Genomic DNA, 25,870 nt, shown 5'->3' on the forward strand with positions numbered 1-25,870 from the left:
GGGACATCGATCTCGCGGCAGAAGCGGATCAGGTCGAGCGAGGAGGTGTCGACGCTGAGGTTGACGCAGAAGCCCCGCCCCGGCTCGAGCAGCCCGCCGAGCAGCTCGCGGTAACTCTCCCGCGTCACCGCCTCGGCGACGTGGCGGATGCCCTGCGCAGCGAGCGCCTCGGCCTTGGCCGTGCTGGGCTCGACGACGGGGAGCGCGCCGGGGTCGAGGTCGAAGTGGCGCAGGATCAGCGGCAACGTCCCCTGCCCGATCGAGCCGAAGCCGATCATCACCACCGGCCCGTCGATGCGGCCGTACTTGCCATGCGTCTCAGTCATCCAGCGTCTCCCATGCGATCGGAGCCTCATAGGCAAAGGCGGCGGGCTTGTGAACCGGGCGGGTGCCGTCGCCCCGCCCGGCGAGGGGCCGCCGTAGGATGATGCGGCTGCAGGGGCATGTGCGCGAGATCTCCTGCATGCTCGAGGTCACCGACGGCTCGACCCTGCCGGTGCTGCTGAGCGGGAAGGCGCGGCAAGCGGCGGACGGGACGCTGACGCGGGTGGACTACACCTTCTTCGACGCGCGCGAGCGGCGCAGCTACTAGGAGGAACTGCGCCAGGCTCGGCGCGAGGCCGACGAGCTCGCCGCGATCATCCGCAGCTCGCCCAACCCGATCCTGCGCCTCGATCCCGACGGCGGCATCCGGCGGTGGAACAGCGGGGCGGAGCGGCATTTCGGCCGGCGCGTGGACGAGGTGATCGGGCGGCCGGTGACGGAGATCGTCCACTTCGACGGGCACCCGGACTGGTTCGAGGAGGGGCGCCGGCATTGCCGGGACGCGCCCGAGATGGTGTTCGAGGCGCTCGACGGCAACGACCGGGAATACGAGGTGACGCTCGCGCCGATCCGGCAGGCCAAGCGGCGGCAGGCCAAAACGGACTGGTCGGTCGTGCTGCGCGACATCACCGAGCGCAAGGCGGTGGCGCGGCGGCTCGAGGTGGTGGTCGACGAGATGCGCCACCGGCTGAAGAACACCCTCGGCATCGTCACCGGCATGGCCCGCCAGACGCTCTCCGAGCCCGACAAGAGCGCTTTCGTCGACCGCCTGCACGCGCTCTCCCATGCTCACGACGCGCTGTTTCGCGAGAACTGGGAGAGCGTCGGGCTGCACGAGCTGCTGACCTTCGCGCAGCGCGCGGCGGGCGGGCCGGGGCGGCTGCGCTACGACGCGCCCAACGTGGCGCTGTCGTCGCAGCGCACGATGGGGCTGTCGATGGCGTTCCACGAGCTGGTGACGAACGCGCTCAAGTACGGCGCGCTGTCGGTGCCGGGTGGCCACGTGGAGATCACCTGCGCCCCCGAACCGGGCGACGCGGGCAAGCTGCGGCTCATCTGGTCCGAGCACGGCGGCCCGATCGTGCAGGAGCCGACGCGGATCGGCTTCGGGACGCGGATGATCCGCATGGTGCTCGGCAGCGACGGCGCGCGGATCGACTTCCGGTTTCCGCCCGAGGGCTTGCGCTGCGAGGTCCGCTTCGACCCGCAGGTCTAGGTCAGCTCCGCCAGGAGGTCGGCCAGCGCGCTGTCGGAGAAGGGTTTCTCCAGCCGCGCGGTGATGTAGTCGGCGCCCCCCGCGGGCATGTCGGCGTAGCCGGTGGCGAGGATGATCGGCAGGTCCGGGCGCAGCGCGCGCACCTCGCGGGCCAGCTCCACCCCCGTCATCCGGGGCATCGCGTGGTCGGTGATGAGCAGATCGACGTCGTCGCGCTCCGCCAGCGCGGCCAGCGCCTCCTTGCCGGAATGGCACTCGATGACCTCGTGGCCGAGATCCTCGAGCAGCCCCACGGTCCCCATCGAGACGAGCACGTCGTCGTCGACGGCGACGATCGTCAGCCGCTCCTTGTGCGCCCGCTCGGGCTCGGGGGCCGGCGCGGCATCGGCCGCCGGCTCATCGGCCCCGGCGGCCTGCGCGACCGGCAGGTAGAGCATCGCCGCCGTGCCCGCGCCGGGCGCGCTGTCCATGCGGAAGGTGCCGCCCGACTGCTTGGCGAGGCCGTGCACCATCGACAGGCCGAGCCCGGTGCCCTTGCCGACGCCCTTGGTGGTGAAGAACGGCTCCATCGCCTGCGCCAGCGTCTCGGCATCCATGCCGCTGCCGGTGTCGCGCACGGTAATCCGGACGTAGTCGCCGGGTGTGAGATCGGGGTCGTCCTGCGCGGTGAGGGGCTCGGCGCGCAGCGTGAGCTGGCCGTCGCCGTCCATCGCGTCGCGGGCGTTCACGGCGAGGTTCAGGATCGCCATCTCGAGCTGGTTGAGGTCGACCTCCGCCGCCGGCAGCTCCTCGGCCACCTCGATCACGATCTCCACCTGCGGCCCGAGCGAGCGCTGCAGCAGCTCGCGCAGGTCGGGCAAGAGGGCGCCGACGTCGACGGCGTCGGAGCGCAGGTCCTGCTTGCGCGCGAAGGCGAGCATCCGCTGGGTCAGTCCGGCGCCGCGGCTGGTGGCGCGGATCGCGTTGTCGAGGTAGCGCCGGGTCTGCTCGTCGGAGGGCAGGCGGCGGCGCAGCAGCTCGAGGCTCGAGCGAATCGCCATGAGCAGGTTGTTGAAGTCGTGCGCGACGCCGCCGGTGAGCTGGCCGATCATGTCGAGCTTCTGGCTCTGGCGCAGGGCGGCCTCGGTGGCCTGCAGCGCCGCGTCCTTGGCCTTGCGCTCGGTCACGTCGCGCCCGGCGGCATAGACGCGGCCCTCGTGGGTCGAGCCGGTCCAGGCGAACCAGCGGTAGCTGCCGTCGCGCGCCCGGATGCGGTACTCGTAGGGCTCGATCAGCGGACGCTCGCGCAACTGCTCGAAGACGGCGGCGGTGGTGGGGAGGTCGTCGGGGTGGATCAGCTCGCCGAGGCGGGCGCTGTCGAGCTCGTCCACGGGCCAGCCGAGGATGCGCGTCCAGGCGGCGTTGAGGGTGACGATCTCGCCCTCCACCGTCGCCACCATCATCAGGTCGAGCGACAGGTTCCAGGCGCGGTCACGCTGCTGGGTCAGGTCGCTGACCCGGGCCTCGCGGTGCAGCACCTCGTCGTGGATGTCGGTGCACGAGCCGTACCAGCGCCGGATCTCGCCGGCGGCGTCGCGCACCGCGTGCGCGCGGCCCAGCACCCAGCGGTACTCGCCCGAGCGGTGGCGCAGGCGGTACTCGATCTCGTAGGGCGCGCCGGTGGCGAGCGAGTGACGCCACGTGGCCCAGGCGCGCTCCTGGTCGTCGGGGTGGAACATGCCGTTCCACGCCTCGCCGTCCGTCGAGCCGACGGGGACGCCGGTAAACTCGTACCAGCGGTCGTTGTAGTAGTCGTGGTAGCCGTCGGGCAGGGTCGTCCAGATCATGTGGTCGACGGAGTTCGCGATGGCGTTGAACTTGGCCTCGCTGTCGCGCAGCTGGCGCTCGCGCAGCTGCAGCTCTTCCAGCCGCTCGCGGGCCTCGTGCTGACGCCGCCGGGCCGTGAGGGCCGAGCGCACCGCGCGCAGCAGCTCCTCAACGTGGAGCGGGCGCGACAGCAGCACCGCGTTGCCGAGCTGGTCCATCCGGCTGCGGGCGTGGCTCGAACGGGCGCCGGGGGAGCCGTTGGCCAGCACGATGAAGGGGACGTCCGACCAGGTCGGCTGCGCCTCGAGCGCCGCGCTCAGCACCTCCGAGCCCGGCCCGATCAAGGCTTCCTCGGTCACCAGCACCGCGCCGATCTGGCGCTCCACCAGCGCGGCGAGCTCTGCGAGCGAGGCGGCGGCGAGGGTGTCGAGCTTCTCGCCGCGCAGCAGCTCCTTCGCCACCGCCGCGTCGCGCCCGTGCGGCGCGAGGATGGCGACGGCGCCGCGCGGGTCGATGCCGCTCCACTCGGGCCGCGGGGCCTCTTCGATGTCGAGCGTCACTGCGCGTCGCCGTCGATGCCGCGCCGCGGCAGCAGCGCCTCGGCGTCGCCGGGCGCGAAGTTCGGGTTGCCCGAGAGCAGGCCGCTGAACTCGCGCAGCGGCTGGCCGATGACGATGCCCTCCGCGTCGATGCGGAACTCGCGGATCGTGCGCTCGTGGTCGGAAGTGCGGGTCTTCACCACCGAGATAGACTTCCTCACCGCGCCGTGGGCCTCGAAGAAGCGCAGCAGCATCACCGTGTCGGCGAGGTAGCTGAGATCGAGGTCGGAATGCAGCTCGCCCGCGATCCCGTGCTGGCCGAGGATCAGCAGCGACACCACCCCCTGCTGGGCGAGGTAGCTCAGCAGCTCGTGCATCTGGAGCACGAGGAAATTGTCGCTCGGCATCGCCTGCAGGTAGGCGTTGAGGCTGTCGATCGCCACGACGCTCGCGTCGTCGCGCTCGACCGCCACGCGGATCGCCATCGCGAACTGTCCGGGCGACAGCTCTGCCGGATCGATCTGGCGCAGCTGCAGCTGGCCGCTCTCGATGTAGGGTTCGAGGTCCATCCCGAGCGCCCGCGAGCGGGCGATCAGCGTCGCCAGGCGTTCGTCGAAGAGGAAGTACGCCGCCCGCTCGCCCCGTTCGAGCGCCGCCAGCACGGCGCGCACGACGGTGGTCGTCTTGCCCACGCCGGCCGGGCCGGTGAGCAGCGCGTTGGTGCCGGGCACGAGCCCGCCGCCGAGCAGCTTGTCGAGCCTCGGCAGTCCGGTCGTGACCGCCTCGGCGGAGAAGTCGCGGCGGTGTTCGGCGGCGATCAGCCGCGGGTAGACCTCCGGCCCGCCGCGCTCGATTGTGAAGTCGTGGTATCCGCCGCGGTATTGCAGCCCGCGCATCTTCACCACCCGCAGCCGCCGCCGCTCGGAGCCGAAGTCGCTGGCGAACTGCTCGAGCGAGATGACCCCGTGGGCGATCGAGTGCAGATGCAGGTTGCCCGGCTCGGCGCTGCAATCGTCGAGCACGAAGACGGTGCAGTTGCGCTTGGTGAAGAAGTGCTTGAGCGCGAGGATCTGGCGGCGGTAGCGCAGCGGGTTCTGCGCCAGCAGCCGCAACTCGGACAGGCTGTCGAGCACCACCCGCGCCGGGTCCGACGTCTCGACGCGCTGCATGACCCCGCGCACCGTCTCGCCGAGCTCGACCTCGCTCGGGTGCAGCAGGCTTTGCTCGTTGTCGCTGCCGAAGTCGTCGGCGGCGACCATCTCGAACAGCTCGATCCCCTCGAGCGACCAGTCGTGCGACCGCGCCACGGCGCGCAGCTCGTCCTCGGTCTCGCTGAGGGTGATGTAGAGCCCGCGCTCGCCCGCGTCGCGGCCGGCCATCAGGAACTTCATCGCTTGGGTCGTCTTGCCCGACCCGGGCGTGCCCTCGAGCAGGTAGAGGCGGTGCGGTGTGAGGCCGCCGCAGAGGATGGCGTCGAGGCCAGCGGTGCCGGTGCTGGCTCGGTCAGTCGGTGGGGCGGTGCTGTCGGTCATCGATCGTCCATGGGTGCGGGACACGCCTGAGGCGGTCCCATTCGTCTCGCAGGTAACGCGGGCGGCCGCAAATTCAATCTCGTCCAGGAGGGGCGGCGCGGACACCCCGCTCCGCGTCCGGGCTTGCCGATTCGGCGCCGCGGTCCGAAGGTGTGGCGACGAGCGGCTGGAGGAGGACCGAGCGATGGCAAAGAAGCCCGACCTGAAGCCGGGGCCGGACGGGATCGTCCGCCTCTCCGGCGGCAACCCGCAGATCCCCAAGGGCGACGGCGACGGCCCGGTGCAGACCTACATCGCCGCCATGCCCGGCTGGCAGAGCGACCTCGGCCGCCGCCTCGACGCGCTGATCGTCGAGACGGTGCCGGACGTGGAGAAGGCGGTGCGGTGGAACTCGCCGTTCTACGGGCGGCCGGGGCAGGGGTGGTTCGTCTCCTACCACGTGTTCGCGCGCTACCTGAAGGTGACCTTCCTGAACGGCATCCACCTCGACCCCATGCCGCCCGGCGGCACACCCAAGAGCGGCGAGAGCCGCTGGATCGACATCTACCAGGAGCCGGGCCTCGAGCCCGGGCAGATGACCGACTGGATCCGTCAGGCTTCCGCGCTGCCGGGCTGGACGCTCTGAGGCGTCAGTCGAGGTCGGCGACGAACTCGTCGGCGAGCGCGCGCAGCAGCATCCGCAGCGCCTCGGGCCGCTCCGCACCGTCCGCCTCCGCCGCCGCGACGAGCCGGCGCTGCCGCGCCGCGCTGCCGCCCTCGTTGGCGATGTCGAGGCAGCGCCGCAGCTCGGTGCCGCAGCCCAGCACGGCGGCGTCGGCCTCCATCAGCTCCATCACCTCGCGCAGCAGGTCGGACAGCGGCGCGAGCTCGCCCGTGGCGACGTCGATCAGCGTCGCCTCGGTGCCGTAGCGCTCGGCGCGCCAGCGGTTCTCCTCGATCAGCACCCGGTCGTAGACCCGCCAGCGCATGTGCCGGCTCTTGAGCCGCCACAGCATCCGCATCGCCGACTGGACCAGCGCCGCCACCGACAGCGCCTCCTCGAGCCGCGGCATCACGTCGGCGATGCGCACCTCGAGGGTCGGCCACGCCTCGGACGGGCGCACGTCCCACCAGATCTTGGTGGCGTCCTCGATCACCCCGGCATTGACCATGATGTCGACGGCGCGACGGTAGGCGGCCCAGCTGTCGAACTCCGGCGGCAGCCCGGCGCGGGGGAGGCTGGAGAACACCGACAGCCGCCACGAGGCGAGCTGCGTGTCTTCGCCCTTCCAGTAGGGCGACGAGGCCGACAGACCCAGCACCAGCGGCAGGAACCACCCGATCTGGCGCATCAGGTCCATGCGCAGTTCGTCGTCCTCGCCGCAGCCCACATGGACGTGCATCCCGCAGGTCATCAGCCGCCTGGCCAGCCCGCCGATGTCGTGGGCGATGTCGTCGTAGCGCTGGCCCTTCCCGGTCGAGTGCGCCTCGGGGTTGCCGAACGGGTGGCAGGAGGCGGCGACGATCGCGAGGCCGTGGCCCTCGGCGATGTCGGCGAGCGCGCGGCGCAGCTCGCGCAGGTGGCCGCGTGCCTCGCCGATGTCGGTGCAGACGGGGGTGCCGATCTCGATCATGCAGTCCCGCATCTCGGGGCTGACATGGTCGTGCAGCCGCTCCTTGGCGGCGGCGAGCATCGTCTCCGGCACGGCGCGCAGCTCCATGCTGTCGCGGTCGACGACGAGGTATTCCTCCTCGATCCCCAGCGTGAAGGGCGGGGTGCTGTACATGATCCGGCTCCCGTTGCTCGTGCGGTGTCAGGTCCGCGGCGGGACAACCCGGCGGGGTTGGATTGGGTTCAACATCCGGGCGGAGGCCGGGCTGAAGCCCGGCCTACGGCGGGACGCGGGGGCGGGTAGGGCCGCAGGGCCGGGCAGCGCCGTCCCGCGGGGCGGGGACGGGCGGAGCGGGGCGTCCTCCCAGCGACGCATTGCCCTGCACCATCATCGCCAGTAGCGCCGCCCCGTGGGGGCGGGACGGCGCTGCCCGGCCTGTGGCCGGGCGGTACTGGACGGATCCGCCGTGCCTCAGACCGCCTGGGGCGGGTCGCGGCCTTCGGCGAACGCGCGGGCGTTGTCGACGGCCATCAGGCCCATGGCGATGCGGGTCTCGCGGGTGGCGCTGCCGAGATGGGGGAGCAGCACGCAGTTCTCCAGCGCGCGCAGGCGCTCGGGGACGTGCGGCTCGTGGGTGTAGACGTCGAGACCGGCGCCGGCGATGGCGCCGCGTTCGAGGGCGTCGATCAGCGCGTCCTCATCCACCACCTCGCCGCGCGCGATGTTGACGAGAATGCCCTCCGGCTTCATCGCCGCGAGCGCCGCCGCGTCGATCAGGCCTGTCGTCGCCGCCCCGCCGGGGACGGTGACCACGACGAAGTCCGCCGCGCCCATCAGCTCGGCGAGGCTCCCCACCTGCCGCGCCGGCAGGCCCGCGTCCTTGGGCGAGCGGTTGTGGTAGAGCACCTCCATGCCGAAGCCGTAGTGGCAGCGCCGCGCCACGGCCTGCCCGATCCGGCCCATGCCGACGATGCCGACGACCTTGCCCGTGACGTGGGTGCCGAGCGTCGCCTGCGGCCCGAAGCCGCCCCACTTGCCCGCCCGCAGCAGCCGCTCGCCCTCGCCGGCGCGGCGCGCGGTGGCGAGCAGCAGGGTCAGGCCGATGTCGGCGGTGGCGTCGGTGAGCACGTCGGGCGTGTTGGAGACGGTGACGCCGTGGCGGCGCGCGGCCTCGACGTCGATATGGCTGTAGCCGACGCCGAAATTGGCGAGCATCCGGCAGCGGATCTCGCCCGCCGCGTCGAAGGCGGCGGCGGTGAAGGCGTCGCCGATCGTCGGGATCGCGACGTCGTAGGTCTCGAGCACCCGCGTCGCGCCGGCCTCGTCGAGCACGGCGTCGCCGAGGGTGACGTCGAAGCTCTCGCGCGCCGCCTCGACGACCGGGTCGAGCGGCGTGCGGCTGATGAACAGTGTCTTCAATGCAGGCGGCCTCCGGGTGCGATATCCTGGTCGGGCGCGACGAGGACGACGTCGCCGTTCGCGTCCGCCAGCCCGAGCACGAGCACCTCGGACATGAACTTGCCGATCTGGCGGGGCGGGAAGTTGACGACGGCGAGCACGTTGCGGCCGGGCAGGTCGTCGGGGGTGTAATGGGCGGTGATCTGGGCCGAGGAGCGCTTCTCGCCGAGCTCGGGGCCGAAGTCGATCCAGAGCTTGATCGCGGGCTTACGCGCCTCCGGATAGGGCTCGGCCCGCAGGATGCGGCCGACGCGGATGTCGACCGCGAGGAAGTCGTCGAAGGTGATCTGGTCAGCCACGGCCGAGCTCCCGGCTGCGCTCCGCGGCGGCGTGAACGGCCCGGCGCAGGAGCGCCGGAAAGCCGCTCTCGGCGTCCATCAGCACCTCGAGCGCGGCCTGGGTGGTGCCGTTGGGCGAGGTGACGTTGATGCGGAGCTGGCCCGGCGTCTCGTCGGCATCCTCGGCGAGCTGACCGGCCCCGCCCACGGTGGCGCGGGCGAGCTGCATGGCGAGCTCGGGCGACAGGCCCTCGGCCTCGCCCGCGGCGGCGAGGGTCTCGATCAGGTGGAAGACGTAGGCCGGCCCCGAGCCCGAGACGGCGGTGACGGCGTCCATCTGGCTCTCGCTCTCGAGCCGCACCGTCTGACCGACCGCCGACAGCAGCGCCTCGGCGAGCGCGAGGTGGTCGTCGTTCGCGGCGGCGTTGCCGATCAGCGCGGTGATGCCCCGGCCGACGGCGGCGGGAGTGTTGGGCATCGCGCGCACGACGGGGGTGTCGGCGCCGAAGGTCGCCTCGAAGCGCGCCAGCAGGGTGCCGGCGGCGACCGAGACGACGAGGGTGCGCGCGTCGATCTCGGCGGCGCCGAGGGCGTCGTCCATCATCTGCGGCTTGACCGCCACGAGCAGGATCGCGGGGGAGGGGGGAAGGCCGGCGTTGAGGTTGACGCCCTGGGCCTGCAGCCAGTCGGAGGGCTTCGGGTCGATGACCCACACCGCCTCGGGGGGCAGGCCGCCCCTGAGCCAGCCCGCGAGCATGGCCGACCCCATCTTGCCACAGCCGAGCAGCACGAGGCCCCGGGTCTTCACGTCGTTCATGTCCATGCGGCGGACCATCGGCCAGCGCGCGCGGGGATGCAAGCGGGTGGGGAGCCGCGCCGGGCGCGGGACAAGGCCGCAGGCCGCCGCGCCCTCGCCGGGCCGCCCCCACGGCCCGGCGAGCGTTGACCGTCAGCGCGCCGCTCGAGGCTACTGCGGCAGCTTCGGGCATAAAGCGCCTACCACGACCGGTGGATCGCCTGTCCGCGGCCCGGCGAGGACGCGGCTTGCGCTTTGCTTCGAGGCGACGGGCGTGCCGTGCCGGGCGCGGGACAAGGCCGAAGGCCGCCGCGCCCTCGCCGGGCCGCACCCACGGCCCGGCGAACGTTTGCCGTCAGCGCGCCGCTCGAGGCTACTGCGGCAGTTTCGGACATAAAGCGCCTACCACGACCGGTGGATCGCCGAACCGCGGCCCGGCGAGGGCACGGCTTGCGCTCCGCTCCGGGGGGAGGTCCGAGCCGTGCCGGGCGCGCGACAAGGCCGAAGGCCGCCGCGCCCTCGCCGGGCCGCCCCCTCGGCCCGGCGAACGCTAGCCGGCGGCGCATCGTTCAGAGCAATTGCGGCAGCTTCGGGCATAAAGCGCCTACCACGACCGGTGGATCGCCGGACCGCGGCCCGTCGAGGGCGCGGCTTGCGCTCCGCTCCGGGGCGGAAGTCAGAGCTGAGCCGGGCGCGGGAGAGGGCCGCAGGCAGACGGAGGAGCGAGCCCCGCCTACACCGCCAGCGCGTCCATCGCCTCGTAGTACGGGCAGTCGACGCGGACGCCGTCGACGAACTGGCGGCGGTCCTTCTCGACGGAGCAGTCCGGCTGCGCCTTGGGGCAGCGGGTGCGGAACACGCAGCCCGAGGGCGGGGCCAGCGGCGAGGGCAGTTCGCCCTCGAGGATCGGGCGCGGGCGCTGCTTCTCGAGGACCGGGTCGGGGATCGGAACCGAGGAGATCAGCGCCTGGGTGTAGGGGTGGCGCGGGGTCTTGGTGATCTCGTCGACCGCGCCGGCCTCCATCACGTTGCCGAGGTACATCACGACGACCTGGTCGGAGATGTGCTTCACCACCGACAGGTCGTGGGCGATGAAGATCATGCTCAGCCCCATGTCGCGCTGCAGCTCCTTGAGCAGGTTGACCACCTGCGCCTGCACCGACACGTCGAGCGCCGACACCGGCTCGTCGCAGATCAGCAGCTTCGGGCGCAGGATCAGCGCGCGGGCGATGCCGATGCGCTGGCACTGGCCGCCGGAGAACTCGTGCGGGTAGCGATTCACCAGGTTCGGCAGCAGGCCGACCCGCTCCATGATCTCGCCGACGCGCTTCTTCACCTCGGCCTTCTTCGTCTCGGGATAGTGCGTCACCAGCGGCTCGGCGACGATCTCGCCGACGGTCATGCGCGGGTTGAGCGCGGCCAGAGGGTCCTGGAAGACCATCTGGACGTCCTTGCGGTGGCGCCGGCGCTCGGAGACGGACATGTGCGCCAGGTCGTTGCCGTCGAAGTCGATCCGCCCGCCGGTGACGGGCACGGTGCCGACGATGGCCCGGGCGACGGTCGACTTGCCCGAGCCGCTCTCGCCGACGAGGCCGAGGGTCTGGCCCTGCTCGACGTCGAAGGAGACGCCGCCGACGGCGTGCAGCTTGAGCGGTGGGGTCCACGGCCAGGCGCCGCGCTGCTTGATGTCGAAGACGACCTGGAGGTCCTGGACGGAGAGGATGGGCATCAGGACACGACCTCCTCGACGGGCGCGTGGCAGGCGCGGAAGCGATCCTCGGCGAAGGGCGCGAGCGGCGGCTTCACGTCGGGGCAGACATCGCGCCGGTAGGGGCAGCGGGGGGTGAAGGGGCAGCCCTGCGGCAGCCGGCTCATGTCGGGCGGCTCGCCGGCAATGGTGCGCAGCGTCTCGTCGTCGCGGTCGAGCCGCGGCACCGCCTGCAGCAGGCCCTTGGTGTAGGGGTGGGTCGGCTCGGCGAAGACGGGCTCGGTGCCGCCGGTCTCCATGATCTGGCCGCCATACATCACCAGCGTCCGGTCGCAGGCGTCGGCGACGATGCCGAGGTCGTGGGTGATCAGGATGATCGCGGTGCCGAACTCGCGCCGGATCTCGGCGAGCAGCGCGAGGATCTGGGCCTGCACCGTCACGTCGAGCGCGGTGGTCGGCTCGTCGGCGATCAGCAGCTGCGGCCGGCAGAGCAGCGCCATCGCGATCATGATCCGCTGGCGCATGCCGCCCGAGAACTCGTGCGGGTACATCGACACCCGCGAGCGCGCGTCGGGGATGCGCACCGCGTCGAGCATCCGCACCGCCTCGTTGACGGCCTCCTTCTTCGACATGCTCTGGTGCAGCTGGAGCACCTCGGCCATCTGGTCCGATACCCGCAGATAGGGGTTCAGCGAGGTCATCGGGTCCTGGAAGATCATGCCGATCTTGCGGCTGCGGATCCGGTTGAGCTCCTTGGGCTTGAGCTTGAGCAGGTCGGTCCCGTCGAAGCGCACCGAGCCCGAGGCGCGGCCGTTGGCGGCGAGCAGGCCCATGATGGCGAAGGCGGTCTGCGACTTGCCCGAGCCGCTCTCGCCGACGATGGCGAGGGTCTCGCGGGCGTCCACGTCGAAGCTGACGCCGTTCACGGCGTTCACTTCGCCGTCGCCGGTCTGGAAGGTGACGGACAGGTCGTCGATTTCGAGCAGCGCCATGCAGCACTCCTTGGTCAGGTCTGGGGCGGTCGCGTCAGCGATCCTTGGGATCGAGCGCGTCGCGCAGGCCGTCGCCGACGAAGAAGAAGGCGAACAGCGTGATGAGGAAGAAGGCGAGCGGATAGCCGAGCATCCACATGGTGCCGTTGTTGAGCTGCTCCGAGCCCTGGTTGATCAGCGCGCCGAGCGAGGTGTTGGGCTCCTGGATGCCGAGGCCGAGATAGGAGATGAAGCTCTCGAAGATAATCATCTGCGGCACCAGCAGCGTGGAATAGACGATCACGATGCCGAGAAGGTTCGGCACGATGTGGCGCACGATGATCGTCAGCGGTCGCACCCCGGTGGCGATGGCGGCCTCGACGAACTCCTTGTTCTTGATCGACAGCGTCTGGCCGCGCGCGATCCGGCTCATGTCGAGCCAGGAGATCAGCCCGATGCCGAGGAACAGCATGAACATCGACCGGCCGAAGATCACCAGCATCAGAATCAGCACGAACATGAACGGGATCGACATCAGGATGTCGACGGTGCGCATCATGATCCCGTCGGTCTTGCCGCCGATATAGCCCGCGGTGGCGCCGTAGAGCGTGCCCACGATCACCGCCACCAGCGCGCCGACGATGCCGACGAGCAGCGAGATGCGGGTGCCCATGACGGTGCGCGCGAACAGGTCGCGGCCGTCGTAGTCGACGCCGAAATAGTGCCCGTTCTCCAGCGAGGGCGTGCCCATGTAGGAGTTCGCACCCATCAGCGAGAAATCCACGTAGTCGGGCTCGTACTGGGCGATCAGCCCGCCGAAGAGCGCGAACAGGCAGACGAAGATCAGCACCACGAGGCCCGCCACGGCGGCCTTGTTGCGGAAGAACCGGCTGACGGCGTTCTGCCAGAGCGACCGGCCGCGCACCTCGGAGGTGAGCTGGATCTCCTGGAGGATGTCGGCGTCGGGGTTGGCGTGCTTGCTCATCCGTTAGCTCCTCAATACCGGATCTTCGGGTCGATCCAGGCGTAGAGGATGTCGACGATCAGGTTGAAGCTGATGGTCAGCATCCCGAACAGGATGGTGATGCCCATGATCACCGCGTAGTCGCGGTTGAAGGCGGAATTGACGAAGAACTGCCCGATGCCCCCCGTCGAGAAGGCCACGTCGACGACGACCGAGCCGGTGATCATGCCGACGAAGGCGGGGCCGAGGTAGGAGATCACCGGCAGCAGCGCCGGCTTGAGCGCGTGGCGCAGCACCACGCGGCGCATCGGCAGGCCCTTGGCGCGGGCGGTGCGGATGAAGTTGGAGTTCAGCACCTCGAGCATCGAGCTGCGGGTGATCCGCGCCAGCGAGGCCATGTAGGAGGTGGAGAGCGCGATCACCGGCATGATGACGTACTCGATCTGCCCCCCGCGCCAGCCGCCGCCGGGCAGCCAGCCGAGCCACAGGGTGAAGATGATAACGAGGATCGGCGCCATGACGAAGTTCGGCAGCGCCTGCGCGCCGATGGAGAAGCCGACGGCGGTGTAGTCGGCCCAGGTGTTCTGGCGGATCGCGGCGATGATGCCGATGCTGACGCCGACGACCACGGCGACGACGGCCGACCAGAAGCCGTAGGTCAGCGTCACCGGGAAGCCCTGGGCGATGATGTCGTTGACCGAGCGGTCGCGGTACTGGAACGAGGGACCGAAGTCGAAGCGGGTCACGACCGCCCAGACGTAGTCGACCATCTGCTTCCAGTAGGGCTGGTCGAGCCCGTAGCGCTGCTCGATGTTGGCGAGCACCTGCGGCGGCAGCGGCCGCTCGCTGTTGAACGGACCCCCGGGCGCCGCGAACATCAGCACGAACGAGATCACGATCAGGATGAGAAGTGTCGGGACCGCGACGAGGAGGCGGCGGGCGATGAAGCTGAACATGGGACGGGGCTCTGGCCTTTGAAAATGCCAAGGGCTCGCGCCCCCTTTTCAGGGGACGCGAGCGTGAGGTCTGCTGTCGGAGTTACTCTTCCGCGACGCGGTAGAGGTCCTTGGCGTACCAGGTGTCCGACGGGTTCTCGAGGGGCCAGCCCTTGATGGTGTCGTCGAGCATGAAGGCGGTCGCGTAGAAGTAGATCGGCAGGATCGGCTGCTCTTCCACGATCAGTTGCTCGGCCTGCTGGTACAGCGCGTTCGGATCGTTCGCCGTCGGCGCCTCGGCCATCAGCTGGTCGTACTCGGAGTTCGACCAACCGGAGTCGTTGTAGCCCGAGTCGGACTGCATGATGTCGAGGAACGAGGAGGCCTCGTTGTAGTCGGCGCACCAGCCGGCCCGCGCGACGCCCTCGTAGTCGCCCTCACCACGGGTGGTCAGGTAGGTCTGCCACTCCTGGTTGTCGAGCGTGGTCTCGACGCCGAGCGTCTGCTTCCACATCTGACCGATGGCCACCGCGACGGAGCGGTGCGAGTCGGACGTGTTGTAGATGATCGGAACCGTGAGCGACTCGCCGTCGGGGCCGTAGCCCGCCTCGGCCATCAGCTCCTTCGCCATCTCGTTGCGCTCTTCCTGCGTCATGCCCGCGACGTCGATCTCCGGCGTCTCGAAGCCCGCGGTGTAGGGCGGCGTCAGCGAGAACGCGGGCACCTGGCCCGAAGCGGTGACGTTGTTGACGATCACGTCCCGGTCGATGGCGAGGCTGAGGGCCTTGCGCACGTTCGGGTCCTTCATGGCTTCCATGCCGGACTCGACGTTGACGTTGTAGTAGTAGGTGCACAGGTTCGGCACCGACACGGCCTCTTCGCCGTACTCTTCCGCCAGGCGCGGGAACTGGCCGGCCGGAACGTCGGTCTGGTCGAACTCGCCGGCTTCCCAGCGGGTCAGGGCGGCGTTCTCGTCGTTGATGATGAGCGCAGTCACCTCTTCGATGATGACGTTCTCGGCGTCCCAGTAGTTCTCGTTCTTGGTGAGCGTGATGTACTCCTGGGGCACGCGCTCGGCGAGGACGTAGGCGCCGTTGCCGACCATGTTGCCGGGCTGGGTCCAGGCGTCGCCGTGCTCCTCGATCACCGACTGCGGCACCGGGAAGGTGGTGGCGTGGGTGACCATCTGGGCGAAGTAGGGCAGCGGCTCGGTCAGCCGGACCTCGAGCGTGTGGTCGTCGATCGCGGTGACACCGAGCTCCTCGGGCGACATCTCGCCGGCGATCACTTCCTCGATGTTCTCGATCTTCATCAGGCCCATGTACCACTGGTACTCGGACGCGGTGGCCGGATCGGCCGCGCGGCGCCAGGAATAGACGAAGTCGCTGGCGGTGACCGGCTCACCGTTCGACCACATCGCGTTGTCGCGCAGGTTGAACGTGTAGGTCATGCCGTCGTCGGACACTTCGAAGTCGGTCGCGACACCGGGAACGAGCTCGCCCTGGGCGTCCTCGCTCATCAGACCCTCGAAGAGGTTGCGCGCGATGGCGGAGCCTTCGACGTCCTCGATGAGGTTGGGGTCGATCGACGGGAATTCGTCGAGCACCCGGTAGGTGAAGGTCTGGTTCTCGGCCAGCGCCTCGCCGTTCGGCCCCGTCATGGCGTGGCTCTCGGCATACGCCATGCCGCCGGTGGCGACGAGCAGCGCGGCCGTGGTGGCCTTGAGTGCGGATGTCATTTTCATTATGTGAGTCTCCCTTTCTGCCGTTCGTTTTACGAACAGCACCTTTGTCCCGTGCCCCGTTCTCGCTGGCACAGGCTGGTGCGCCAACTCTTCGAAATCGCAGGAACAGATGCAAGTGATTTGAATCCGTGACCCGACGACACAACTCAGCATTGCCCAAAGCCGCTGCCGGGCGGACGAAACGATCAAGTCGACACGCTTCGGCGGTCGAATCATTGCGCGGCCCCGAGGCGGGGTGAGACGTCGGAGGACGAGACATGGACGATGACGGCCTGGATCTGGCGGCGAGGGAGGGTCTGCCCGAGGCGCTGCGGGTGCTGCTGGCGGCCTACCCGCGCGAGGGCTGGGCGGCGGATCCCAACTTCCGCGGGCTGGTGGAGTTCTGGCTCGAGCGGCACATGATGTTCCGCGAGGCGCTGGCCGCGATGAGCGCCGACGCCGAGCAGGCGCTTGACGGGGCGCTCGACCCGCGCCGCTTCGCCGCGCGGCTGTCGCGGACGGGGGGCATGTTCGTCCAGGGGCTGCACGGGCATCACCAGATCGAGGACGTCCACTACTTCCCGGTCCTGCAGCGCCAGGACGCGCGGGTGGCGTCGGGCTTCGACATCCTCGACCGCGACCACCACGCCCTCGACGACCATCTCGCGAGCTTCGTCGAGGCCGCCAACGGCGCCATCCGCGCCCCCGAAAGCACCTTCCGCGACGGCGCCGGCGCCTTCCACGCCGAACTCGCCCGCCTCACCGGTCTCCTCGACCGCCACCTGGTCGACGAGGAAGAGCTCGTGGTGCCCGTCATCCTCAAGTACGGCAGCGACGCCCTCCCCCAGTAGGCCCGCAGGCCGGGCTCCAGCCCGGCGCGGGGCGGGAGCACCATAAGTCGTCGGGTGTCGCCCCGCGGCCGACGGTGTGCCGGGCTGAAGCCCGGCCTACGGGGCTCTTGCCGGGCGTCCGACCCGGTGCCGGGCTGAGGCCCGGCCTACACATCGTCCGAGCTCCGTACTCGCCGTAGGCCGGGCTTCAGCCCGGCCCCCCCTCACCGCACCGCCGCGATCGACACCACCGGCAGGTCCTCGCGCTCGGAGCCCTCACGCCACCAGGCGAGGTAGCTGATCCCCAGCTCGGGCAGGTACAGGAACCCGTCCTCGTACCCCGGCTCCTCCGAGTAGCGCGCCACCACCTCGAAGGCGTCGTAGCGGCAGGTGCCGATGGTGACCTCGCTCAGCGGGCCCGAGTCGTAGTGCTCCGTCTCGGCCAGGAACTCTCCGAAATCCACCGTCACCACGTCGAGGCTGACGCGGCTGCCGGGGGCCGGGTCGGGCATGTTCTCGGGGCGCATCTCGAAGGCGTGGGTGGTGCGGGCGGCGGGGTCGGGGCGGCCGTCGTAGACGTCCTGGAACGCCAGCGTGTAGAGGCCCTTGGCGAGGTCGATGCGGTAGGTCTCGCCGCCCGCCTCCTCGCCGGTGACACGGATCACGCCTGGCCTGAGCGGGCGGTACGTCTCCACCACGCCGTCTCCCATGTCGAGCCGGATGCCGCCGTCGATGTCGGCGCGCGTGGGGCACTCCGGCTGCGCGAGGGCGGGCAGGGCGGCGGTTGCGGCGAGCAGGGCCGCAAGGGGGAGGCGGAGCATGGCGGAGGCCTTTCGGGCAGGGGCGGAGAGGGCAAGCATGGCGCAGGGGTGACGCCGCGGCAAGCCCGCCCTCAGAGCGTCCGGCGCAGCGAGATGACGCCGGGATGCGTCCGCGCGTACTCCGTCGGCTCCGGGTCCGGGCCGAAGCCGAGCGCGGCGTAGAGCGGCAGCGCCTCGACGTGGCGGTCGAGCGCGTTGAGGCGCATTTCGCGGAAACCCTTCGCGCGAGCGGCGTCGAACAGCGCCTCCGCGAGCGCCCGCCCCAGCCCGCGCCGGCGGGCGGCGGGGCGGACGTACATCCGGTTCATCTCGCAGAGCCCGGGCGTCACCCGCTTCATCATCAGCGTGCCCGCCGGCGCGCCGTCGGCGAAGCCCAGCAGGCAGGCGCCGCCTGCGGGGGCGAGGTCGGTCTCCAGCCGCGCCAGCTCGCCCGCGACGTCCTGGTCGATCAGGTAGTCGTCGATCAGCGCGTGCTGTTCCGGGTAGCGTACCCGGAGGAAGTCGAAGAACTCCCAGACCAGCTCGGCGACAATGCGGGCGTCGTCGGCATCGGCCACGGGCCGGACTTCGACCCCCGTGCTCACCGGCTCCTGCGCCGCGACGCGGCCCCCAGCCGGCGCGAGTTGGCCTTCGCCGCGCGCTCGACCGGCGCCAGCGCGGCGAGCGCGATCTGGTCGGGCCGCTGCCCGGCCATCGTCGCCTGCGAGGCGGCGAGAGCGGCCTCGACGAAGGCGGGCGGCTTCTCGGTCCACATCCGCGCGAACTCGTCGGGCGCGCTGCGGGCGAGGCCCGAAAAGCCGGCCATGCGGTAGAGGATGACGGCGTTGGCGTCGGTCCACAGCCGCATCCAGGCGGTGGAGAGGGTAATCATCTGTTCGGCGTTCATGTGGTGCTTCCTGGGGGCGACGCGCCGTCGTCGAAGACCTCGCTCATCCCCTTGGTCCTGGCGGCGGCGGTGTGGGAGTGGATGCAGTACCTGCAGCCGTTGGCGGTGGAGACAGCGATGTAGATAAGCTCTTTCGCCAGCGGGTCGAGGGCGCCGGACGCCATCACCTGCTGCAACCGCTCCGAGGTCGCCTCGAGCCCGGTGGGACGGATCGCCCGCCTTCGCGGCCCCGCCTTGATGTCGACGCTGCAGCGGCGCGAGAGCATGGAGCGTTGGACGCCGTCGGTGATGCAGGCTTGGCGCATGGGTCGGCCCTTCTGGCAGGGGCGATCAGGGCATCAGCATCGCGTAAAGGTCGTCGCGGCGGGTCTGGGTGAGGCGGGTGAGGCAGTCGGCGTGGACCATCGGCGCGATCGAGCCGCCGGCGAAAATCGCCGCCTCGGCGGTGCAGGCGGCGTCGCGGAAGGCGAGCCACGCGCGTTGCGCGGCGAGCAGCTCGTCGCCGGCCCCGGCGGCGCGGGCGGCGGCCATCGCCTCGGGCCAGACCGCGTTGAGGTCGGCGTCGGCATCGGCATAGAAGGCGGCGGCGCAGTTGTTCATCTCGAGCTGCGTCTGCTCGGCGCTGTCGCAGTTCTGCGCGCTCGCGGGCGCGGCCGCCAGCAGGGCGAGCGCGAGGGCCGGCGGACCCAACCTCCGGCACATGGCTGACAGGCTCTCGGGGATCATCGGCGTCACTCCTTGCCGGCGGGGGAAGAGGGCGGGATCTTCTGCATCGCCTCGGCGGCGGCGGCGTCGAACAGCGCCTCGAGTCCGGGCGACACGCCCCGGCAGGCGTCGACGACACGCTCGGCGTTGTCGATGTAGGTGACGGCCTCGGCCGGATCCCACGCCTCGGGCGCGCGGGCGATGTCGCGCAGGTTGCTGATCTGGTCGGCGATCTTGATGCGGCGGGCCTCGGGCGGCGCGGAGGGCATCTCCTCGGCCTGCCGCGCCTTGCGCGCGGGGCGGGGCAGGCCGGCCCAGGCGGGATCGTCGGTCAGCGCGTCCACCAGCGCGGCGACCTCGCTGCCGAAGCGCGCGGCGATGTCGGCGCGCGCGATCTCGGTGTCCTCTACCACGTCGTGCAACAAGGCCGCCACGATCACCGGCGCGCCCGCGCCGTCGGCCCCCACGAGGTCCGCGACCTCGAGCGGGTGGTGGATATACGGCACCTGTCCCGCGCCCTTGCGCACCTGCCCCAGATGCGCCCGCGCCGCGAGCAGGGCGGCGGCGGCGATGTCGGCGGGGGTGTCGGCGGAGGGGCCGCCGGCGGGAACGTCTCGGAGCGGTTGCATCGCGAAAACTCCTGTCCGGAGCCTCCACCCTTGCGGGGCCGGAGCCCCTGCGCAAGGGTGAAGTGTGCGCGCCCGCCCGCCTCAGATCGGGTTGTCCATCCGCACCATGCAGCGGACCTTGCCCGTCACCTGCTCGCTCCAGACGATCCGGAAGGTCTCGCCGGACTGGTCGTAGTCGGGGTTGACGTAGAAGTGGCCGAAGTTCGTCTCCCCCGCCGCGTTGAGGATGCGCCCCTCGGAGATCACGCTCTCCACCTTGCGCGGCCGGCCCCGGAACGGGAGGTAGTTGTGCGCGCCGATGATCCAGTTCTTCGCCGGGGTGCTGCGCTCGTGGAGCAGGCTCACCGGGTTCATCGTCTCGTCGTCCACCCCGTGGTAGACGTTGCCGCGGAATTTGACGTTGCGCATCCGCGACTGGTTGAGGTCGGCGTGGGTGGTGTCGATGTCCTCGACCTTGCCGATGCTGCCGTTGAGCGCTCGGAACACGTTGCCCACCACCGACAGCCCGTGGATGAAGTGGCCCGCGCCGAAGGGCTTGACGACGATCCAGTGGAACCACGGCGCGACGTCGTTGCAGACGAAGTGGTTGCCGGTGATCGACAGGCTGCCGAAGGAATACTGGTTGGCGTAGTCCGGCGTCGCGTCGTGCTCGTTGGTCCACTCGATGAAGTTGTTGTCGATGTAGTTGCCGGTGAACACCGTCTGCACGTTCGGCGTGGTCAGCACGATGCCGCCCTTGCGGACCCCGTCGACGGCGCTGTCGCCCATGAAGTAGTGGTTGCCCACGATGGTCGTGCCGGTGCCGCCGATGACGGCGAAGTGGCGGAAGTGCAGGGCGCGGTTGTTGCGGATCTTGACGTCGTTGGCGTTGGTGTTGAACGCGATGCTCTGGCGCTGGGGCACGAGCTTCGAGCTTTCGTTGGAGCGGAACTGGCAGCCGTCGATCTGCAGCCCCTGGCAGCCGGCGCCCGCCGAGGTGATGCCGCGGTCCTTCGGCTTGAGGATCGTGCAGTTCCTGACCTGCAGCGCCAGCCCGTCGCGCGGCAGCATGATGCCGCTCGAGTAGCCCTGGCACTGGATCTCGAGGCTCTCGAGCTCGAGATAGTTGAGGCTCGCGAAGCCCGAGAAGTCGAGCAGGTAGCGGAAGCGCTTGAAGGTGTAGCTCTGGCTCGCGGCCGCCCCGTAGAGCGGCTTGGTCAGGGTCACCTCCTGCTTGCCCACGTCGCGCGCGGCGACGTAGACCTCGCGGCCCACGCCCGAACCGGTGACGAGGCTGCCGACCTCGATCGCCGAGACGTTCTGCACGTTCTTCAGCTTCAGCGAGCTGGAGGCGGCATAGGAGGCCGTCGCGGTGACGCTGCCGGTCGCCCAGTCGCCGGTGGAGGCGGCGAGGAGCTGGCCGTTGCGGATCACCCGGCGCTGGGCGAACGAGGTCAGCACCCCCTCGGCGGCCTGCATGTCGCACGGCTCGAACAGCGCGATGCGCCGGCCGCAGAGGTCGAGGCTCTCGTGGTCGGAGAAGTTCAGCAGCGCCTGGAACGCCTTCCTGAACGCCTCCTGCTCGTCCTTGAACGCCTGCAGGTAGGCGTTGTAGTCGAAGTTCTTCTGCAGGATGAACGTCTTGTCCGTCGGCATCGCGACGGTCCCCTCGAAGCTCACCCGGCTCTCCATCGTGACGTGGTCGGCGAGCCAGTAGGACCCGGCGGGGACGTGCACCGTCCGGTCGCCCGCGTCGGCGTCGGCGGCCTCGAAGGCGGCGGAATCGTCCGTCACCCCGTCGCCGAGCGCGCCGTAGTCGCGCACGTCGACGATCGCCATCAGGTCGCGCAGGAAGACGTGGGTGACGTCCTCGATCTCGAGATCGTCGATGCGCACGACCGCGCCGTTGGGGCCGGTGATGTCGAGGCCGAAATGGCCGTAGAGCGCGCCGGTCCAGACCATGTCGACGCCCTGCCGCGCGCCGGTGCCGACGATGGCGTCGACCTCCACCACCTCGCCGAAGGCGGTGAGCTGCACGCTCGGGCCGGTCTCGCCGACCCCGTCGAGGTGGGCGTTGCCCGCCGTGCCCGCCCGGCCGGCGATGCGCACCGCCGGCAGCGCCCCGCCCACCGCCTTGACCCGTGCCCGCACCCGCAGGTAGCAGCCCGGCAGGATCGGCGTCTGTCCGGTATGGCGCACCCGCTGGACCGTCTCCGTCTTCACCACCTCGAGGCAGCCGGCGAAATTGGCGTCGGCGGCGATGTAGCTGCCGCTGCCGAGCGTGTCGTAGGTGTCGCCGCCGGGGGTGCCGTCGCCCGCGCTCCACGTGTCGAGCCCCGCCGAGAAGGGTGGCGGCATGAAGACCAGTCCGTCGGTGATCGCCTTGTTCATCTGTCGTCCCCTTTGCCGCGCATCTCCGGCGGAAAGGGGTAGCGCAAATGCCTTAACGGACGCCGACACCACCGTGACGGCGCCCGTTGCGCCGGGGGATCAGACGCCGACGTCGGGCGCGGGGATCAGCGACACCCCGTCGATGCGCCAGCCGTCGGCGGTCTCGATCATCTTGTAGGCGAGTACGTGGATCACCCCCTCGGCGTCCTTCACGAGCACCTTCTGCAGGAAGCCATTCCCGAAGGGCTCGAGCTCGAGAAAGCGCGGCTCGCTGTTGCTCCAGACCATCGGGTAGCCGTTCTCGACCATCATCGCGAAGTTCGAAGGATTGCCGAACAGGCCCTGGATCATCGGACTGGCATAGCTCCAGGCGATGCCGACGTCGCGATCGTTGAAGGCGTCGAGCTGGCTGGCGATCACGTCCTGTATCTGCTGCGGCGCGTCCTGCGCGCGGGCGGCGAGCGGGGCGACGGCGAGGAGGAGGGCGAAGAGAAGGTGGCGCATGGCGGGCTCCCGGGGCTTGGATGCGGCATGAGCTAGCCACGGATGACCCGGCGGAAAGGTTTCAGGAACGGATCTGTCGGAGACGTGTTCTCCGCTCATGACCTACCGGCTGACCGAGTCCGATCCCACGATGGCGGCATTCCTGCGCCGGGTCGCGGGCGAGCAGCTCGCCGCCGGCGTGGAGGCGCTGGAGGGCGACGACCCGCACGAGGCGGTTCACGGCGGGCGCAAGCGGGTGAAGCGGGTGCGCGCGCTGCTGCGGCTGGTGCGCGGCGGCTTCGACGGGTTCGACGCCGAGAACGGCTACTTGCGCGACGCCGCCCGCCTCGTCTCCGACTTCCGCGACCGGCAGGCGGCGGTGGAGACGCTCGACCGCCTCGCCGCGCTCGACGGCGCGCCGGACCTCGCCGGCCTGCGCCGCGTGCTCGCCGACGCCCGCGACGCCGCCGCGAGGCGCGACGAGGTGCGCGATCGCATCGCCACCTTCCGCAGCGCGCTGGAGTCGGTGCGCAGGGCGGCCGCCGACTGGGAGCTGGCCGAGGTGGGGTGGGAGGCCGTCGCGCCGGGCTTGCACAAATCGTACAAGAAGGGGCGTAAGGCGTTGAAGACGGCGCGCAAGGAGAGCTCGGAAGAGCACTTTCACGACCTGCGCAAGCGCGTGAAGGACCATCGCGCCCACGCCCGCCTGCTGCGCCCGCTGTGGCCCGGACCGCTGCGCGCGCGGGCCAGGGAGCTCAGTCGCCTCGCCAGCCTGCTCGGCGAGCGCCACGACCTCGACACCTTCGCCCCGCATGTCGAGGACGGCCCGCTCGACGCCGGGGCCCGCACGGCCCTTCGCGAAACCCTCACCACCGAACGCGCCCGCCTCGACACGGAGGCGCTCACGCTGGGGGCCCGCGTGTATGCGGACAAGCCGGGGACCTTCGTGAAGCGGTGGGGGAAGTGGTACGGGGTCTGGCGAGAGTGAGGCGGCGGGCCGGGCTGAAGCCCGGCTTACTGCTTGCGACACCGGCCGTAGGCCGGGCTTCAGCCCGACACCCCGCGCAAGCCGGGCTGAAGCCCGGCCTACACGAGATATTCAGCCCGGCTGACGCAGGGCGCCGTCGATCAGCGCCACGGTGTTGTCGATCCCGTACAGCGCCACGAACCCGCCGAAGCGCGGGCCCTGCTTCGCCCCCAGCAGCACCTCGTAGAGCGCCGAGAACCACGCCCGCAGCGGCTCGAAGCCGTGCGCCTTGCCGACCGCGAAGACCATCGACTGCAGCTCCTCGGCATCCGTCCCGCCGTCCCAGCCCGCGAGCCGGTCGCGCAGATCGGCGAGCGCCGCCCGCTCCTGCTCGGTCGGGGCGCGGAACTCCTTGGTCGGCTTGACGAAATCCTGGTAATAGCGCACCGCGAACCCGGCCGCGGCGTCGAGGTCGGGATTGGCCTCCGGGCTCGCCTCGGGGGCGTAGCGGCGGATGAAGCCCCAGAGCGTCTCCTTGTCCTCGGCGCCCGCCACCGAGGCGAGGTTGAGCAGCATCGAGAAGCTCACGACCATCGTCGAGGCCGGCACGTTGTGGCCGTGGATGTGGAACACCGGGTTCGCCAGCCGCGCCGCCGCGTCCTGGTCGGCATAGGCGCGCAGCTGCTGGTGGTACTCGTCCACCGCCTTCGGGATCACGTCGAAATGCAGCCGCTTCGCCGTCTTCGGCTTGAGGAACATGTAGTAGCTCAGGCTCTCGGTGCTGGCATAGGTGAGCCACTCGTCGATGCTGAGCCCGTTGCCCTTCGACTTCGAGATCTTCTGCCCCTTGTCGTCGAGGAACAGCTCGTAGGTGAAGTGCTCCGGCTTGCGGCCGCCGAGGATCTCGCAGATCCGGTCGTAGATCGGCGTGTTGGTGCTGTGGTCCTTGCCGTACATCTCGAAATCGACGCCGAGCGCGGCCCAGCGGGCGCCGAAATCGGGCTTCCACTGCAGCTTGACGTTGCCGCCGGTGACCGGCAGCGTCCATTCCCGCCCGTCCTCGTCGTCGAAGGCGATGGTGTGGTCGGCGGCGTTCACCGCCTTCATCGGCACGTAGAGCACGCGGCCCGTCTCGGGGTGGATCGGCAGGAAGATCGAGTAGGTCTGCGCCCGCTCGTCGCGCAAGCTCTTCAGCATCACCGCCATGATGTCGTCGTAGCGCTCGACCGCGCGCTTGAGCACCGCGTCGAACCGGCCCGAGCGGTAGAACTCGGTCGCCGAGTAGAACTCGTACTCGAAGCCGAACGTGTCGAGGAAGCGGCGCAGCATGGCGTTGTTGTGGTCGCCGAAGCTGTCGTGGGTGCCGAACGGGTCGGGCACGCTGGTGAGCGGCTTCTGCTCGTGCGCGCGCAGCGCCTCGGGGTCGGGGACGTTGCCCGGCACCTTGCGCATCCCGTCGAGGTCGTCGGAGAAGCAGATGAGCCGGGTCGGCACGTCGGAGATCACCTCGAAAGCGCGGCGGATCATCGTGGTGCGCAGCACCTCGCCGAAGGTGCCGATATGGGGCAGCCCGGAGGGGCCGTAGCCCGTCTCGAACAGCACGTAGCCCTTGGGGTCCTTGTCGGCCTCGTACCGTTTGAGCAGGCGGCGGGCTTCCTCGAAGGGCCAGGCCTTGGAGCTCATCGCGGCATCGCGCAGGTTCGACATCTCGTCCTCACAGGGGTTGGGCCCGGCCGTCCGGGCGGCGCCGTCCTATTGCGGGGGGCGTGGGGCGTCAATAAGTTGGGACCTGGACACCACGGGACATCTCAAGGGACTGAGGACAATCGCATGACCGACCCCGCTCCGCTGACGGCGCAGGACTGCCTCGTCGCCCTGATGATCACGACCTCCGCATCGGACGACAACATCCGCACCGCCGAGCTGATCCAGATCAGCAACGTGATCGAGACCCTGCCGGTCTTCTCCGACTACGACCCCGATGACATCAAGCGCGTCGCTAACGTGGTGTTCGACCTGTTCGAGCAGGAGGACGGGCTCGACGCGCTGTTCGGCCTCGTGCGCGAGGCGCTGCCGCGCAAGCTCTGGGAGACGGCCTACGCGCTGGCCTGCGACGTGGCGGCCGCCGATGGCGTCGTCGGCCAGTCCGAGGGGCGCATCCTCGAGGAGATCCGCTACGAGCTCAACATCGACCGCCTGCACGCCGCCGCCATCGAGCGCGGCGCCCGGGCGCGGCACATGACGCTGTAGGTCGTGCCGCCCGGCGCGCTGCTCGTGACGTCCGATCGTAGGCCGGGCTTCAGCCCGGCCCCTGCCGAACGCACGCCGGGCTGAAGC

The 25,870-nt window shown here is 70.3% G+C and carries 27 protein-coding genes; 6 read left to right on the forward strand and 21 right to left on the reverse strand.

The genetic code is table 11. The annotated features are described in order from the left end of the window. On the reverse strand, positions 1–326 hold a 326-nt coding region (locus OG2516_RS14040; RefSeq protein WP_007256367.1), incomplete at its 3' end, for a saccharopine dehydrogenase NADP-binding domain-containing protein. 98 nt (positions 327–424) lie between these two features. On the opposite strand from OG2516_RS14040, the gene OG2516_RS20015 reads away from it, so the two are divergent. Then, entirely contained in the window at positions 425–592 is a 168-nt protein-coding gene (locus OG2516_RS20015; RefSeq protein ID WP_007256368.1) for a hypothetical protein, read from the forward strand. A gap of 6 nt (positions 593–598) precedes the next feature. Further along, entirely contained in the window at positions 599–1,540 is a 942-nt protein-coding gene (locus OG2516_RS14045) for a sensor histidine kinase (protein WP_281004411.1), read from the forward strand. On the opposite strand, the gene OG2516_RS14050 is transcribed toward OG2516_RS14045, so the two are convergent. Beyond that, positions 1,537–3,906 (reverse strand): hybrid sensor histidine kinase/response regulator, encoded by a 2,370-nt coding sequence (locus OG2516_RS14050; protein ID WP_007256370.1) that lies wholly within the window; start codon positions 3,904–3,906, stop codon positions 1,537–1,539. The genes OG2516_RS14045 and OG2516_RS14050 overlap by 4 nt on opposite strands. Continuing rightward, positions 3,903–5,417, reverse strand: coding sequence for an ATPase domain-containing protein (locus OG2516_RS14055; RefSeq protein ID WP_007256371.1), 1,515 nt, complete (start codon positions 5,415–5,417; stop codon positions 3,903–3,905). Before OG2516_RS14055 ends, OG2516_RS14050 begins: the two co-directional genes overlap by 4 nt. Positions 5,418–5,601: 184 nt before the next feature. Here OG2516_RS14055 and OG2516_RS14060 point away from each other — a divergent pair, with 184 nt between their 5' ends. Next, positions 5,602–6,042, forward strand: a complete 441-nt coding sequence (locus OG2516_RS14060; protein ID WP_007256372.1) for a DUF1801 domain-containing protein — start codon at positions 5,602–5,604, stop codon at positions 6,040–6,042. Between the two features lie 4 nt (positions 6,043–6,046). On the opposite strand, the gene OG2516_RS14065 is transcribed toward OG2516_RS14060, so the two are convergent. The 9 genes from OG2516_RS14065 to OG2516_RS14105 all read right to left on the reverse strand — a co-directional run bounded on the left by OG2516_RS14065 (position 6,047) and on the right by OG2516_RS14105 (position 15,863). Beyond that, a complete protein-coding gene (locus OG2516_RS14065; protein ID WP_007256373.1) occupies positions 6,047–7,183 on the reverse strand; it encodes a carboxylate-amine ligase in 1,137 nt (378 codons plus the stop codon). A gap of 297 nt (positions 7,184–7,480) precedes the next feature. Continuing rightward, positions 7,481–8,428 carry a 2-hydroxyacid dehydrogenase gene (locus OG2516_RS14070; RefSeq protein WP_007256374.1) on the reverse strand — a complete coding sequence of 316 codons (948 nt, stop codon included), beginning with the start codon at positions 8,426–8,428 and terminating at the stop codon, positions 7,481–7,483. Next, on the reverse strand, positions 8,425–8,766 hold the full coding sequence (locus OG2516_RS14075; RefSeq protein WP_007256375.1) for a tRNA-binding protein: 342 nt from the start codon (positions 8,764–8,766) through the stop codon (positions 8,425–8,427). The genes OG2516_RS14070 and OG2516_RS14075 overlap by 4 nt, the downstream gene beginning before the upstream one ends. After that, the gene (gene proC / locus OG2516_RS14080; RefSeq protein WP_007256376.1) at positions 8,759–9,568 is read right to left on the reverse strand and encodes a pyrroline-5-carboxylate reductase; all 810 of its coding nucleotides are present in this window, start codon (positions 9,566–9,568) and stop codon (positions 8,759–8,761) included. The genes OG2516_RS14075 and proC overlap by 8 nt, the downstream gene beginning before the upstream one ends. A gap of 706 nt (positions 9,569–10,274) precedes the next feature. Further along, entirely contained in the window at positions 10,275–11,270 is a 996-nt protein-coding gene (locus tag OG2516_RS14085) for an oligopeptide/dipeptide ABC transporter ATP-binding protein (RefSeq protein WP_007256377.1), read from the reverse strand. Then, positions 11,270–12,241, reverse strand: coding sequence for an oligopeptide/dipeptide ABC transporter ATP-binding protein (locus tag OG2516_RS14090; protein ID WP_007256378.1), 972 nt, complete (start codon positions 12,239–12,241; stop codon positions 11,270–11,272). The genes OG2516_RS14085 and OG2516_RS14090 overlap by 1 nt, the downstream gene beginning before the upstream one ends. Before the next feature lie 34 nt (positions 12,242–12,275). Next, a complete protein-coding gene (locus OG2516_RS14095; protein WP_007256379.1) occupies positions 12,276–13,205 on the reverse strand; it encodes an ABC transporter permease subunit in 930 nt (309 codons plus the stop codon). 11 nt (positions 13,206–13,216) lie between these two features. Continuing rightward, entirely contained in the window at positions 13,217–14,140 is a 924-nt protein-coding gene (gene oppB, locus OG2516_RS14100) for an oligopeptide ABC transporter permease OppB (RefSeq protein WP_007256380.1), read from the reverse strand. A gap of 82 nt (positions 14,141–14,222) precedes the next feature. After that, positions 14,223–15,863, reverse strand: coding sequence for a peptide ABC transporter substrate-binding protein (locus tag OG2516_RS14105; RefSeq protein WP_007256381.1), 1,641 nt, complete (start codon positions 15,861–15,863; stop codon positions 14,223–14,225). Positions 15,864–16,120: 257 nt separating this feature from the next. Between OG2516_RS14105 and OG2516_RS14110 the strand changes: the two genes are divergently transcribed. Beyond that, a complete protein-coding gene (locus OG2516_RS14110) occupies positions 16,121–16,693 on the forward strand; it encodes a hemerythrin domain-containing protein (RefSeq protein WP_007256382.1) in 573 nt (190 codons plus the stop codon). Between the two features lie 203 nt (positions 16,694–16,896). Here OG2516_RS14110 and OG2516_RS14115 read toward each other — a convergent pair whose 3' ends face one another. From OG2516_RS14115 to OG2516_RS14150, 8 genes are all read right to left on the reverse strand, one after another. Beyond that, complete coding sequence (locus tag OG2516_RS14115) at positions 16,897–17,493, reverse strand: hypothetical protein (RefSeq protein WP_007256383.1); 597 nt, start codon at positions 17,491–17,493, stop codon at positions 16,897–16,899. Between the two features lie 71 nt (positions 17,494–17,564). Further along, positions 17,565–18,077 carry a GNAT family N-acetyltransferase gene (locus OG2516_RS14120; protein WP_007256384.1) on the reverse strand — a complete coding sequence of 171 codons (513 nt, stop codon included), beginning with the start codon at positions 18,075–18,077 and terminating at the stop codon, positions 17,565–17,567. Then, positions 18,074–18,379, reverse strand: a complete 306-nt coding sequence (locus tag OG2516_RS20460) for a hypothetical protein (RefSeq protein WP_007256385.1) — start codon at positions 18,377–18,379, stop codon at positions 18,074–18,076. The genes OG2516_RS14120 and OG2516_RS20460 overlap by 4 nt, the downstream gene beginning before the upstream one ends. Next, a complete protein-coding gene (locus OG2516_RS19085; RefSeq protein ID WP_007256386.1) occupies positions 18,376–18,684 on the reverse strand; it encodes a carboxymuconolactone decarboxylase family protein in 309 nt (102 codons plus the stop codon). Before OG2516_RS19085 ends, OG2516_RS20460 begins: the two co-directional genes overlap by 4 nt. Positions 18,685–18,709: 25 nt before the next feature. Continuing rightward, on the reverse strand, positions 18,710–19,105 hold the full coding sequence (locus OG2516_RS14135; protein ID WP_050769174.1) for a lysozyme inhibitor LprI family protein: 396 nt from the start codon (positions 19,103–19,105) through the stop codon (positions 18,710–18,712). Positions 19,106–19,110: 5 nt separating this feature from the next. Beyond that, on the reverse strand, positions 19,111–19,713 hold the full coding sequence (locus OG2516_RS14140; protein WP_007256388.1) for an HD domain-containing protein: 603 nt from the start codon (positions 19,711–19,713) through the stop codon (positions 19,111–19,113). Between the two features lie 81 nt (positions 19,714–19,794). Further along, entirely contained in the window at positions 19,795–22,083 is a 2,289-nt protein-coding gene (locus OG2516_RS14145) for a glycosyl hydrolase family 28-related protein (protein ID WP_007256389.1), read from the reverse strand. A 99-nt stretch (positions 22,084–22,182) separates the two neighbouring features. Then, positions 22,183–22,587 (reverse strand): DUF4864 domain-containing protein, encoded by a 405-nt coding sequence (locus tag OG2516_RS14150; RefSeq protein WP_007256390.1) that lies wholly within the window; start codon positions 22,585–22,587, stop codon positions 22,183–22,185. Between the two features lie 97 nt (positions 22,588–22,684). Between OG2516_RS14150 and OG2516_RS14155 the strand changes: the two genes are divergently transcribed. Then, a complete protein-coding gene (locus OG2516_RS14155) occupies positions 22,685–23,554 on the forward strand; it encodes a CHAD domain-containing protein (protein ID WP_007256391.1) in 870 nt (289 codons plus the stop codon). A gap of 111 nt (positions 23,555–23,665) precedes the next feature. Here the strand turns inward: OG2516_RS14155 and OG2516_RS14160 are convergent, their stop codons facing one another. After that, on the reverse strand, positions 23,666–25,240 hold the full coding sequence (locus tag OG2516_RS14160; protein WP_007256392.1) for a lysine--tRNA ligase: 1,575 nt from the start codon (positions 25,238–25,240) through the stop codon (positions 23,666–23,668). 123 nt (positions 25,241–25,363) lie between these two features. Here OG2516_RS14160 and OG2516_RS14165 point away from each other — a divergent pair, with 123 nt between their 5' ends. Further along, a complete protein-coding gene (locus OG2516_RS14165; RefSeq protein WP_007256393.1) occupies positions 25,364–25,783 on the forward strand; it encodes a tellurite resistance TerB family protein in 420 nt (139 codons plus the stop codon). Positions 25,784–25,870: the final 87 nt, after the last annotated feature.

This window comes from Oceanicola granulosus HTCC2516, from assembly GCF_000153305.1.
In the GTDB taxonomy this organism is placed as follows: Bacteria; Pseudomonadota; Alphaproteobacteria; order Rhodobacterales; family Rhodobacteraceae; genus Oceanicola; species Oceanicola granulosus.